General features: G+C 59.1%; 9 protein-coding genes and 5 tRNA genes. All 14 read left to right on the top strand.

What is annotated here, in order from left to right; translation table 11 throughout:
* The first annotated feature begins 607 nt into the window (after positions 1–607).
* The gene (locus tag EDC38_RS16295) at positions 608–1,396 is read left to right on the top strand and encodes a 3-keto-disaccharide hydrolase (RefSeq protein ID WP_123639578.1); all 789 of its coding nucleotides are present in this window, start codon (positions 608–610) and stop codon (positions 1,394–1,396) included.
* 156 nt (positions 1,397–1,552) lie between these two features.
* Entirely contained in the window at positions 1,553–4,912 is a 3,360-nt protein-coding gene (locus EDC38_RS16290) for a DUF7133 domain-containing protein (RefSeq protein WP_123639577.1), read from the top strand.
* 107 nt (positions 4,913–5,019) lie between these two features.
* Positions 5,020–6,132, top strand: a complete 1,113-nt coding sequence (gene alr, locus EDC38_RS16285) for an alanine racemase (RefSeq protein ID WP_170162977.1) — start codon at positions 5,020–5,022, stop codon at positions 6,130–6,132.
* A complete protein-coding gene (gene birA / locus EDC38_RS16280; protein WP_123639575.1) occupies positions 6,129–7,127 on the top strand; it encodes a bifunctional biotin--[acetyl-CoA-carboxylase] ligase/biotin operon repressor BirA in 999 nt (332 codons plus the stop codon). The genes alr and birA overlap by 4 nt, the downstream gene beginning before the upstream one ends.
* Positions 7,124–7,870 carry a type III pantothenate kinase gene (locus tag EDC38_RS16275; RefSeq protein WP_123639574.1) on the top strand — a complete coding sequence of 249 codons (747 nt, stop codon included), beginning with the start codon at positions 7,124–7,126 and terminating at the stop codon, positions 7,868–7,870. The genes birA and EDC38_RS16275 overlap by 4 nt, the downstream gene beginning before the upstream one ends.
* 38 nt (positions 7,871–7,908) lie before the next feature.
* On the top strand, positions 7,909–8,607 hold the full coding sequence (locus EDC38_RS16270) for an SPOR domain-containing protein (protein ID WP_123639573.1): 699 nt from the start codon (positions 7,909–7,911) through the stop codon (positions 8,605–8,607).
* A gap of 50 nt (positions 8,608–8,657) precedes the next feature.
* Positions 8,658–8,733: transfer RNA gene (locus EDC38_RS16265), tRNA-Thr, on the top strand.
* A gap of 93 nt (positions 8,734–8,826) precedes the next feature.
* A tRNA-Tyr gene (locus EDC38_RS16260) sits at positions 8,827–8,910 on the top strand.
* A 61-nt stretch (positions 8,911–8,971) separates the two neighbouring features.
* Positions 8,972–9,045 (top strand) — tRNA-Gly (locus tag EDC38_RS16255).
* A 40-nt stretch (positions 9,046–9,085) separates the two neighbouring features.
* A tRNA-Thr gene (locus tag EDC38_RS16250) sits at positions 9,086–9,161 on the top strand.
* Between the two features lie 146 nt (positions 9,162–9,307).
* Positions 9,308–10,534, top strand: a complete 1,227-nt coding sequence (tuf, locus tag EDC38_RS16245; protein WP_123639564.1) for an elongation factor Tu — start codon at positions 9,308–9,310, stop codon at positions 10,532–10,534.
* 56 nt (positions 10,535–10,590) lie between these two features.
* Positions 10,591–10,666, top strand: a tRNA-Trp gene (locus EDC38_RS16240).
* A 34-nt stretch (positions 10,667–10,700) separates the two neighbouring features.
* Positions 10,701–11,069: a preprotein translocase subunit SecE gene (gene secE, locus EDC38_RS16235; protein WP_024462576.1), complete on the top strand. Its 369-nt coding sequence runs from the start codon at positions 10,701–10,703 to the stop codon at positions 11,067–11,069.
* A 7-nt stretch (positions 11,070–11,076) separates the two neighbouring features.
* On the top strand, positions 11,077–11,610 hold the full coding sequence (gene nusG, locus EDC38_RS16230; RefSeq protein ID WP_123639571.1) for a transcription termination/antitermination protein NusG: 534 nt from the start codon (positions 11,077–11,079) through the stop codon (positions 11,608–11,610).
* Positions 11,611–11,633: the final 23 nt, after the last annotated feature.

Genomic DNA, 11,633 nt, shown 5'->3' with positions numbered 1-11,633 from the left:
GCTGTGCCCGTTCGCTCCGGGCGAACGGGTCAAGCTCTTAAATTAAAACGCCCTGTCGGTAACCCGGCAGGGCGTTTTTCTTGTGTGCCAGAAAATCTCCCGGTGGGGCTTGCCGATGCCCTAACGGTCATGGTGACGGCGGGCGTCCTGCCCGCCGCCCTTCGGGCGCCCGTTCGGGCGTCGTCTTCGGCATCCTGCCTCCGACTCAAGCTCCCCTCCAGCGGGTGGGGCTGTGCCTCGGCTCGTCCTTCGGACCTCGCCGATTCGCTCGGCCTGCGGCCATTGCGGGTGCGCCTTGTTCTAACTCATCGTCTTTGCCTTCCCGTAGGTCGGTTTAGGCCTCAGGCCGTAAACCGACAAACTCTCCCACACTCTCCCCAACCGACAAACCCACCCGTTTCGCTTTCCTAACACTGGTTACTTTTCGCAGAGTTGGTACACTACCGTGGCCCGAACCTGTGGGTAGTTTTACTAGATAAAACGATTTTTATATGCTATAAAACCAACCTCCGGTCTGATCGGCTGTTCGCTCCAATGTGAGGTATTCGGTCACGTTGGTGCCGTGCTGAATGGCAGGCCCGGAGCTCAATAAAAGAGAGTCATAAAGATGCAGCAATTACCCCATTCTTTGAAAACCCTGAGCGCAGTGGTATTTGGCAGTATTGTGACGCTGTCTTGCAGCGCCGAGACCAATGAAACCGCGGCAGAGGAAGAACTTGAACCCTGGCAGCAGGCCCAGAAGACGGAAGTCTGGGAGCCGGTTCCTCCGATGGTGGAAGTGCCCCAGGACGGTGTCCCGTCCGATGCAATTGTTCTGTTTGATGGTAGCGACCTGGACGCGTGGGTCGGGGAGAACGGTGGAGAGCCGACCTGGAATCTGGACGGTGATGCGATGACCGTGGCCCGTCGTCAGGGTGGTATCCGGACCAAGCGGGAATTCTGTGACGTGCAGCTTCATATCGAATGGCGTTCTCCAACCGATATTGAAGGGATGGATGGTCAGGATCGAGGCAACAGCGGTGTGTTCCTGCAGGAGCGTTATGAGATCCAGGTGCTCGACTCCCATGGCAATGAAACCTATCCCAACGGCCAGGCTGCATCGGTTTACAAGCAATCCATTCCCTTGGTGAACGCGACCCGTCCGCGTGGCCAGTGGCAGGAGTACGATATTATTTATCAGGCCCCGCGCTTTGATGACAGTGGCGCGCTGGAAGAGCCTGCCTACGTGACCGTGCTGCACAATGGTGTCGTGGTACAGAACCACTTCGAGATTCAGGGCACGACGGAGTGGATTGGCGATCCGAGCTACGATGAAGCGCACGGTTGTGCTCCCATTTTCCTGCAAGACCACGACGCGGCGGTCAGTTTCCGGAATATCTGGGTTCGCGAACTGTAATACTCCCAGTAGGCAGGACTGCCTGCCTTTTTTCATTGGCGAGGGACCGCGACGCAAGACCCGGCTGAACGCGACAGCCGGGTTTTTTTTAGTCAACTCAACACAAAACGATAACGTTAGGCCCGGCACAGCGCCATTCTGTTCAGAGGTAAAACTATGCTGAAAATAATAAAGAGGTTCGGTCAATCCTTTCGGGTGGTGTCGGCAGGCGTGCTCTCCCTGTTCGCCATTGGAGTACAGGCGTCAGTGCTGACGCCCGAGTCACCCTGGGAGCAGGTTCATGATGTTCTGTATCAGGACGGGCGGTTAGAGCCTGTGGTTGGAGAGGGCAAGCCTGAGACGCTCTTTCTCGACAATGGCGCGGAGGACATAAAACTTCTGTCGGAAGAGTCTCTGGGAGACTCCGTTCTGACGTTCGAAATGCTACTGGCCGAGCAAAGCCGTGCGGGTGTTTATCTGCAGGGGCGCTATGAGCTGGTGCTGGCCGGATCCGATCAGGCGGAGGTGTTGACGACACACAGCATGGGTGCCCTTGCGCCGCGATGGGATGAAAATCGGACTCCCCCGGAGTTTGATAGTGTGCCGCCCTTGCGCTCGGTAGGCGACACTGTTGGTCATTGGCTTCCCGTGGAAATACAGTTTCGCGCCCCTCGCTACAATGAGGCGGGTCAGAAAGTAGAGCCCGCCATGTTGCTTGAGGTTCGCATCAATAACCAGATCGTTCAGAAACGTACGCTGCTTACCGGGTTTACCCGAGGTTCGATCAACCCCTGGGAGACAACATCGGGGCCTTTGATGGTGCACGTTCATCAGGGACCGGTGGCGCTGCGCCAGGTATCCTTGGCGCATGCCGATTTCAGTGCGGTCGAGCTGCCCTCTGAAACGGGGGGCGAGTCCAACCTGGGGCAGCTGGAAGATTTTGTGGCCAAGGGCGAGAAGGCATTCAAAGCGCTGGGCTGCACCTCATGTCATGCCGTCACCGACGGGGAAAAATCGGTACGTGCCGGCCCCAACCTGTATGGATTGTTCCAGCGGACCCCTCGTGATCGCGAGGTCAAGCAGGGGGAGGGAGACACCCGGTTTACTCTGAAAGCGGATCGGAGTTACCTGCACCGCAGTATCCGTCAACCGGATGCCGAGTTGGCGATCGCCGAAACAGGTTCAAATCAGGGGCAAGTCTATCAGCCGATCATGCCGGCTTACTCGACCGATACCTTGAGCGACGGCGATCTGGATGCGATCGGGGCCTATCTCAAAACACTCAATCCGCTGGCAACCCAGGGGCCGGTCGTTCAACTGGTCGAAGAGGGTGGGCCGGAGGTCTATGATCCACTCACTGATGGATTACAGCGTCTGGTTCTGGATGAAGTCCAGATCCAGCGGGGCCCCATGCCAGGCACGTCCGGACGAGCCATACATGTGGGGCTACCCAATGGTGTGAACTACAGCTTTGATCCAAGAGTTCTGGGTGTGGTCAAACTCTGGCAGGGTGGCTTCCTGGATATGGGAGGCGAACTGCGCAATCGCGGCGGAGGCGGTTTGGGTATGGGGTATGACAGCCGGGAGATTGGTCTGGGAGCGACCAATACGTTGTTCGCACCCCTTCAGCCGGACGGAACGCCGGTCGACTTTTCATTCAAGGAGTCGGTCTTTCAGGACCACGAGCGGGTGCGGGCCGCACTGTACAGCGAGAAGGACCACTTTGATCTACTCGCGGAGGTCGAGGCCCGTTTTCACGGTTACCGGCGAGACTCCCGGCAAGCGGAAGCGGCTCCTACGTTTGAAGTATCTGTCGGTGACAATCGCTTTGGGATGACCATGGATATCAATGCCAAAGGTGCTTTGACACTGGTGATCGATGGAGAATTGAACTCCGAGCAGAGTTTCGAACTGGCCACCGAGCTCATTAGCGACATCTCGGTATCTGAAGGCTTAGTGGCCGAGGGGCAGTGGGTTATCCCCGAAGGAGTCTCCTTACCGGTGCGTCTGGAAGGACAACTGGCACTGTCTGACAACCCCTGGCGACCGACGGCCAAGTCGTTTGACCATGTACGTCAGCCGCTGAAAGTGGTGCCCTCGCAGGCGGACCTTCTGGACGGCTACGCCATCGAAGACTATCTGCCCCCCAAAGACAACTACGGTCGAGATCTCCTCTTTGAGCCCTTGGGGATCGCCGTGGCTGACAATGGGACGGTTGTGGTGTCGACCCGCAACGCGGGGATCTGGCGATTGATCGATGGTGAGTGGCACCTGTTTGCCGAAGGTCTTTTCGATAGCCTGGGTGTCGTGATTGAAGACAAGGCGGGTCTGGATCTGGTGGTTGGCCAGAAAGCCGAGTTGACGAGGATTCGGGACACCAACGGTGACGGGCGCGCAGATTACTACGAAACGCTGTTCGATGGGTTCGGTTATCACAGTAACTACCACACCTATCTGCACGGGCCTGTGAAGGGTGCCGATGGTGCTTATTATCTGGGGCTGAATCTGGCTCATACCGACGAGGCGGTCTACAAAGCCGATGGCCTCTATATGGGCTCTCAGGGAGGCTTCAGTGGCTGGGCGTTCAGAGTGACCCCCGATGGTGAGGCCACGCCCTGGGCCAGTGGCCTGCGAAGTGCGGCCGGCTGGGCTTTGGGGCCGGATGATCAGGTCTGGTTTACCGAGAACCAGGGAGAGTTTGTGGGCACCTCGAAGCTTTTCGTGCTGAAGAAAAATGCGTTCTATGGGCATCCGTCCGGGCTGGTTGATCTGCCGGGGATGACGCCGGAATCGCCGGGCATAGCCTGGGCGCGAGTGCGGGACCATCGCGAACCGGAACGGCTCTTGATGCCCCAGAACCTGCTGGCGAACTCTCCGGGGCACCCGGTCTGGGATACCACCCAGGGACGCTTTGGCCCCTTCTCTGAACAGATGCTGATCGGTGATCAGACACAATCCAATTTGTTCCGGGTCGCGCTGGAAACCTTGCCGGATGGAACCGTGCAGGGAGCGGCAATGCCGTTTGCCCGGAATCTGGCGTCGGGGGCAATGCGTCCGGTTTTTCTGCCCGATGGCAGTCTGTTACTGGGGCAAACCGGGCGCGGCTGGCAGGCGAAAGGTGGTCACGTGGCTGCCTTGCAGCGTGTGAGCTGGCAGGGTGAGCAGCCTCCTCTGGCGTTGAAGCGGATTACAGTCACTGAAGATGGTTTTACTCTGCAATTCACCCGGGCACTGCCGGAAACCCTCACCCGCCAGGCGCTGGCAAATGCGCTCGCGCTGAGTTCCTGGACCTATCGGGATGCACCGGATTACGGTTCAGAGCAATTGGGCCAGCGTGACGAAGCGATCGCCGGTCTTACACTCAGTGACGACCGCACTGCGGTGACGTTGGAGTTGGAGTCGACAAAAGTGCCGGATGTGCATCCACAACAAACGGCTCGGGTGTACCACTTCACGCTCGAGTCCGACGTGTTGACGCGCGATCATGGCGGTGTGCCGATGAGTGCGTTTTACACACTGCACCGCTTTGCTCCCTGAAAATGATTGAGCATCCAGGGATGGATGTAATTATCGTCTTCATCTGGATTTTCCCCGTCAGGTTTGCTTAGATGCCCCCATCGACCAGCCTGATGGACACCTGTTCTATGAGTACCGCGACCGGCACCCTCACGATTGACCTCTCGGCCCTGCGGGCCAACTGGGACACACTGTGTTCCGTCCTTGAGCAAAGGCCGGCCGCGGTGATAAAGGCCGATGCCTACGGGCTTGGCGCGGAACCGGTGGGCCAGACGCTTTATCGGGCGGGCTGCCAGGAATTCTTCTTGGCCACCCTGGAGGAAGCGTTGACTGCCCGAAGCTTTCTTCCGGACGATGCCGTTATCTATATTCTCGGCGGCGTCCGCCCCGGCGAGGAAGAGGAGTGCATAAACGCGGGGCTGATACCGGTGCTGTACAGCCGGGCGGCCATGGACCGTTGGGCATCAGTCTGTCGGGCGCTGGATGTTGCCTCTCCCTCGGTGATCAAAGTGGACACCGGTATGACGCGGATGGGGCTCAGTCAGGAAGACTGGCGTGACTGTGTGGCGAAGCCCGAATTGCTTGCCGGCTGTCATCCGGTCCTGGTCATGAGTCACCTCGCCTGTGCCGACGAGCCCGATCACCCCATGAACAGAGAGCAGCAACAACGGTTTGTGACTGTGGCGCAAAGTGCTCGACGCTTGTTGCCGGGTATCCGCTGCAGTCTGGCCAACTCATCGGGTATTTTCCTGGGAGCCGACTGGCACTTTGATCTCGCGCGTCCGGGGGCGTCTCTGTATGGCTTTGACCCCGTGGCCGATGGTGAGCCTGCCATGGAAGCGGTGGTGAAGTTGGATCTGCCGGTCCTTCAGGTGCGAGAACTGAGCCACCCGGCGAGTATTGGCTATGGAGGCGAGACCCGCCTGCCCGCCGGGCGGCGCCTGGCGGTGGTGGCCGGGGGCTATGCCGATGGACTCAATCGCACCATCGGTCGAGAGGGCGGGGTAGGTTATCTGGGGAATACGCGCGTTCCGGTGGTCGGACGAATCTCCATGGACACGACCATTTTCGACATTACGGAAGCGGCGCCCCCCGAATCGCCCGAAAACACCTGGATCACCGTCCTTGACCATCGGTTGCGGGTGGCCGATGTATCCCGCCGCATTGGTGCGCTGGGTTACGAAGTGCTTACCAGCCTGGCCGGGCGCTACCGTCGCGTTTATCGAGAGGTGGCGCAATGAGTCGTGATGAAGCGACCCTGTCCCGACTGCTGCACACGCTTTCCAGTGGCCATTACCACTCCGGGGATGAGTTGGGACAACGGCTCGGTATCAGCCGCGCGGCGGTGTGGAAGCAGCTGCAGAAGCTGAGCGAGTTGGGGATCGAACTGGAATCGGTGCGGGGCCGGGGTTACCGGCTCTTGGGAGGTCTGGAGCTGCTGGAGCCGGATCGTCTCTGGGAACAGCTGGGTGATCAGACTCGCGCTCAACTCACCGAACTGGAGGTTCTGTCGGTCACCGACTCCACCAACTCGCAAGCCATGCAGCGAGCCGCCCTTGGTCAGGGCGGCTATGTCTGCTTGGCGGAACAACAGACGGCCGGCCGCGGGCGTAGAGGGCGTACCTGGGTCAGCCCGTTCGCGCGCAACCTCTATCTGTCGCTCAGTTGGGGGTTTGAGGGCGGTGCGGCTCAGTTGGAGGGGCTCAGCCTCGCGGTTGGTGTGGCAATGTGCCAGGTACTCGAGTCAGAAGGGGTTGGGGCGGTCGGCTTGAAGTGGCCCAATGACCTGCTGTGGAAGCAACGCAAGCTCGCGGGTGTGCTGCTGGAAATGACGGGGGATCCGGCCGGCGCCTGCCAGGTGGTGGTCGGAGTCGGTCTGAACCTGGCGATGCCCGACCAGCCCGCCCGCGACATCGAGCAGCCCTGGGCCGACCTGGAAACCGTGTGCGCGTCTGAGCGCTGTCCGGTTCCTGGGCGCAACGTGCTGGCGGCCCGGCTGATTGATGCCCTGGTGGCACTGCTGTCCGGTTACCACCGCGAAGGCTTTGCCGCCTGGCGCGAGGCGTGGCTCGCTCGCGATGCGTTTGCGGGGCGCCGAGTTGTGGTCAGCTCCGGCGCTCGAGCGCAGGAAGGGATTGCCCGAGGGGTGGATGTCAGTGGTGCATTGCTGCTCGAGCAGGACGGCGAGCGCGTTCTGTGCCACGGGGGCGAGTTGTCGATGAGAGCTGCGTCATGATTCTGGAAATTGATTGGGGAAACAGCCGGATTAAATGGCGCCTGCAGGGCGAATCCGGTACGCTGGCCGCCGGCGCCGACGCGGGTAAGGATCTCGAGACTGTGAGCAGCTCGGTGCAAGATGCCTTGCCTGCCGGTGTCGTGCCGGACACGGTGAGAGTGGCATCGGTGCGTCCGGCGGCGGATGAAGCCCGGCTGGTGCAGTGGGCGCAGTCCCAGTGGCGGCTTACCCCCTGGTTTGCGCGTTCGCTGGCTGAGTGTGCGGGCGTAGTGAGCGCTTACTCGCGGCCCGGGCGCCTGGGGGTCGATCGTTGGCTCGCTCTTTTGGCGGCGCGCCAGGTGTCCCGGGAGGCGGCCGTGATTGTTCAGGCCGGCACCGCGCTTACCGCGGATCTGCTGGATGAGCGGGGTGTTCACCGGGGAGGCTATATTGCGCCCGGGTGGCAGACGATGCGCCGGGCTCTGGATGTGGGAACGGCCCGGGTTCGAAGTCTGCAGGGGCCGCCGGAGAGGCTCCAGCTTGCGCCGGCGAACAATACCGAAGGAGCCGTCGAGGCCGCACTGTCTGCGATGGTGGTCGGGTTTGTCCAGAATGCCTGTCAGCAGCTTGAGAGATCCTCCCGGTTGATTGTGGCCGGCGGTGACGCCGGGCTTATCGGTACCCACTTTTCGCAGGCACGCTTGTGGCAGGAGATTGTACTGGACGGTCTGGCGGTGGCGTACCGCGCTGAGACCGGCGCCTAAGCAATCCGGATTGGTTCATTTCAGGGTAGAGCAGTTATATGCGGGCAATACTCGCGGTCTTGGTGCTGGTCAATGTGTTATTGCTGGCACTTCATCAGTTTGGGGTAATACCGACCTCTGGGCCCTCGGGCAGCGGAGAGGCGCCTGTGGTTCCCCCTTCTGCCCCGTCTCTCCAGCTTCTGTCCGAGGCGTCTGGCGAGTTGCCGCTTGCCGGGCATTCGCAGAGTGATCAGGATCAGGGCTCCGTGTCGGACGCCTTGCCCCTGTGTGTCCTGGTGGGCCCCTTTACTGAGCATGGCGATGCTGACTCCATTGGTCAGCGTCTGAGGGCGCTGGATGTGACGGCCGAGTCGCAGAATATCGAGGTGTCTGACGGGCGTGGGTACTGGGTGCATCTGGCGCCGGAATTGTCCCAGAGGGAGGCGTTACGGCGCCTCCATGAGCTCCAGGCCAAGCAGATCGACAGCTACGTGATTCCCCGGGGAGAGCTCGCCAACGGCATCTCGTTCGGCATGTTCAGTCGCCGGGCTCTCGCGGAAGCGCGCCGGGATGAGCTCCAGGCGCTCGGTTATGACGCCAAGATCCGCGAAGTGGAGCGAACGCACAGGGAAATCTGGCTTGTAATGCCGGCTTTGCAGGCTCGGGCGCTGTCGGATCGGCTGTGGGAGGAGTTGCTGGCGGAGTATCCCACGCTGGAGCGAAGACAAAATTTGTGCCCAGGTGTTGCTTCTGAGTAAAAGTTTCTCTAGAATCCCGCCTCCACGTTGAGACGTGGTCAGGTTCGAGTGCTGGCGTAGCTCAGTTGGTAGAGCAGCTGACTTGTAATCAGCCGGTCGGGGGTTCGACTCCTCTCGCCAGCTCCATTCAACCTGAAACCCTGCATGTAACTGTGTGAAAAGATTGAATTTTCGGTTGACAGGCGGGGTTGCGAGCCGGACAATGCCGGCTACTTTTTGGCAGGGGTTCCCGAGTGGCCAAAGGGATCAGACTGTAAATCTGACGCGCAAGCTTCGGAGGTTCGAATCCTCCCCCCTGCACCATATTAGAAGGGCGCTCTGCGAGAGAGTCCTGCAAGGCCTGGCAGGAAGCAGGCCCGAGTTTGCGGGCATAGTTCAATGGTAGAACCTCAGCCTTCCAAGCTGATGATGCGGGTTCGATTCCCGCTGCCCGCTCCACTTTGCGGTGGAGCCAAGTAAGGCCTGAAACGTTTTCAAAGCTGATGTAGCTCAGTTGGTAGAGCACACCCTTGGTAAGGGTGAGGTCGGCAGTTCAAATCTGCTCATCAGCTCCATTTTGTCAGCTGCGGAGGTGTGCCTCCGCAGCGGTTTTTTGTCTGAGTATCCGTTGTCCTTGTGGCGCTTTGTCGCGTTGGCAGAGCCCGAAGTGCGCGGAATGGTTAACCCATCTGTAAAGCTTGAATGTGAGGAGGCGCTCGCAATGGCGAAGGAAAAATTTGAACGCAGTAAGCCCCACGTCAATGTGGGCACCATCGGTCACGTTGACCACGGTAAAACCACGCTGACCGCGGCTCTGACCCGCGTGTGCTACGAAGTCTGGGGCAGCGGTTCTGCCATGGCCTTTGACGGCATCGACAATGCGCCGGAGGAGCGTGAGCGTGGTATCACCATTGCGACCTCTCACGTAGAGTACGATTCACCGACCCGTCACTACGCGCACGTAGACTGCCCGGGCCACGCCGACTATGTGAAGAACATGATCACCGGTGCGGCTCAGATGGACGGTGCGATCCTGGTGTGTGGTGCCACTGACGGCCCGATGCCCCAGACTCGCGAGCACATCCTGCTGTCTCGTCAGGTAGGTGTACCCTTTATCGTGGTATTCCTGAACAAGGCGGACCTGCTGGCTGAAGATTGCGGCGGCGTAGGTACTGAGGAATACAATGAAATGCTGGAACTGGTCGAGATGGAGCTGCGTGAGCTGCTGTCCGACTATGATTTCCCGGGTGACGACACGCCGATCATCGCCGGTTCCGCCCTGATGGCTCTGAACGGTGAAGACGAGCACGAGCTGGGCACTACCGCCGTCAAGAAGCTGGTGGAGACTCTGGATGAGTACATTCCGGAGCCCGAGCGTGCCATCGATCAGCCGTTCCTGATGCCGGTAGAAGACGTTTTCTCTATCTCTGGTCGCGGTACCGTAGTAACCGGTCGTGTAGAGCGCGGCATCGTGAAGGTGGGCGAGGAACTGGAAATCGTCGGCCTGAAGGACACCACCAAGACCGTATGTACCGGTGTTGAGATGTTCCGCAAGATGCTGGACGAGGGTCGTGCCGGTGAGAACGTTGGTGTTCTGCTGCGCGGTACCAAGCGTGACGAAGTTGAGCGTGGTCAGGTACTGGCCAAGCCGGGTTCAGTGACCCCGCACGCCAAGTTCGAAGGCGAAGTGTACGTGCTGTCCAAAGACGAAGGCGGCCGTCACACTCCGTTCTTCAAGGGCTATCGTCCGCAGTTCTACTTCCGTACCACTGACGTGACTGGCGCTTGTGAGCTGCCGGAAGGCGTTGAGATGGTTATGCCGGGCGACAACGTGAAGATGAGCGTGACTCTGATTCACCCGGTAGCGATGGAAGAAGGTCTGCGCTTTGCGGTTCGTGAAGGCGGCCGTACTGTAGGCGCTGGCGTGGTCGCTAAGATCATCGAGTAAGCGTTAAAAGACGTTGTGGCAGGGGCTGTTTGGCCCCTGTTCCCTTCAAAAGTTACAGGCCAGTAGTTCAATTGGTAGAGCACCGGTCTCCAAAACCGGCTGTTGGGGGTTCGAGTCCCTCCTGGCCTGCCATCTTTCGAGAGTGCATTAAGGTTTCTGCAAGCCTATGAATACAAAAACCGAAGCGAAAGAGTACCGTATGGATCCACTGAAGTGGCTGCTGGTGCTTGGTCTTATTGCGGTTGGGGTTGTTGGAAACTCGCACTTCTCCGCCGAGCCACTGTTGTACCGTGTGCTGGGTTTGCTGGTTGTTGCTGCGGTAGCCATTTTGATTGCTCTGCAGACGGAGAAAGGTGCTGGCTTGTGGCGCCTTCTGCGTGAATCCATGGTCGAAGTACGCAAGGTTGTTTGGCCGAGCCGACAGGAAACCAATCAGACCACGCTGATCGTGATCGCGGTGGTGATTGTCATGTCGATCATTCTCTGGCTGCTGGATACGTTCTTCGGCTGGATTGCATCCCTGATTATTGGGTAGGTGATAAATGGCTAAACGTTGGTATGTAGTACACGCCTATTCCGGTTTCGAGAAAAAAGTCGCTGCGTCTTTGAAGGAGCGTGTCGATCTCAACAACATGCATGACTATTTCGGTGAGATTCTGGTTCCCACCGAAGAAGTTGTTGAAATGCGTGGCGGCCAAAAGCGCAAAAGTGAGCGCAAGTTTTTCCCGGGTTACGTCCTGGTTCAAATGGAACTGAATGACGATACCTGGCACTTGGTGAAAGATACCCCCCGCGTCATGGGGTTCATTGGCGGTAAGGCTGATCAGCCAGCGCCAATTACCGAGAAAGAAGCCCAGGCCATTCTTCAGCGAGTCGATGACTCGATTGAAAAGCCCAAGCCGAAAACGATTTTTGAGCCGGGTGAAATGGTTCGCGTCATTGATGGGCCATTTAATGACTTCAACGGAGTGGTTGAAGAAGTCAACTATGAAAAGAGCCGGCTGCGTGTTGCGGTACTGATCTTTGGTCGCTCTACGCCGGTTGAGTTGGAGTTCGGTCAGGTTGAAAAAACCTGACCTTTGACGGAGACGTCAGCCAG

It is taken from the genome of Marinimicrobium koreense (assembly GCF_003762925.1).
GTDB classification, from domain to species: Bacteria; Pseudomonadota; Gammaproteobacteria; order Pseudomonadales; family Cellvibrionaceae; genus Marinimicrobium; species Marinimicrobium koreense.
This window is presented reverse-complemented; position numbering and strand designations above follow the sequence as displayed.

Excerpts from the sequence above, each read along its gene's own strand:
- EDC38_RS16295 (WP_123639578.1), top strand. The coding sequence starts at position 608 with ATGCAGCAATTACCCCATTCTTTGAAAACCCTGAGCGCAGTGGTATTT.
- EDC38_RS16290 (WP_123639577.1), top strand. The coding sequence starts at position 1,553 with ATGCTGAAAATAATAAAGAGGTTCGGTCAATCCTTTCGGGTGGTGTCG.
- alr (WP_170162977.1), top strand. The coding sequence starts at position 5,020 with ATGAGTACCGCGACCGGCACCCTCACGATTGACCTCTCGGCCCTGCGG.
- birA (WP_123639575.1), top strand. The coding sequence starts at position 6,129 with ATGAGTCGTGATGAAGCGACCCTGTCCCGACTGCTGCACACGCTTTCC.
- EDC38_RS16275 (WP_123639574.1), top strand. The coding sequence starts at position 7,124 with ATGATTCTGGAAATTGATTGGGGAAACAGCCGGATTAAATGGCGCCTG.
- EDC38_RS16270 (WP_123639573.1), top strand. The coding sequence starts at position 7,909 with ATGCGGGCAATACTCGCGGTCTTGGTGCTGGTCAATGTGTTATTGCTG.
- tuf (WP_123639564.1), top strand. The coding sequence starts at position 9,308 with ATGGCGAAGGAAAAATTTGAACGCAGTAAGCCCCACGTCAATGTGGGC.
- secE (WP_024462576.1), top strand. The coding sequence starts at position 10,701 with ATGAATACAAAAACCGAAGCGAAAGAGTACCGTATGGATCCACTGAAG.
- nusG (WP_123639571.1), top strand. The coding sequence starts at position 11,077 with ATGGCTAAACGTTGGTATGTAGTACACGCCTATTCCGGTTTCGAGAAA.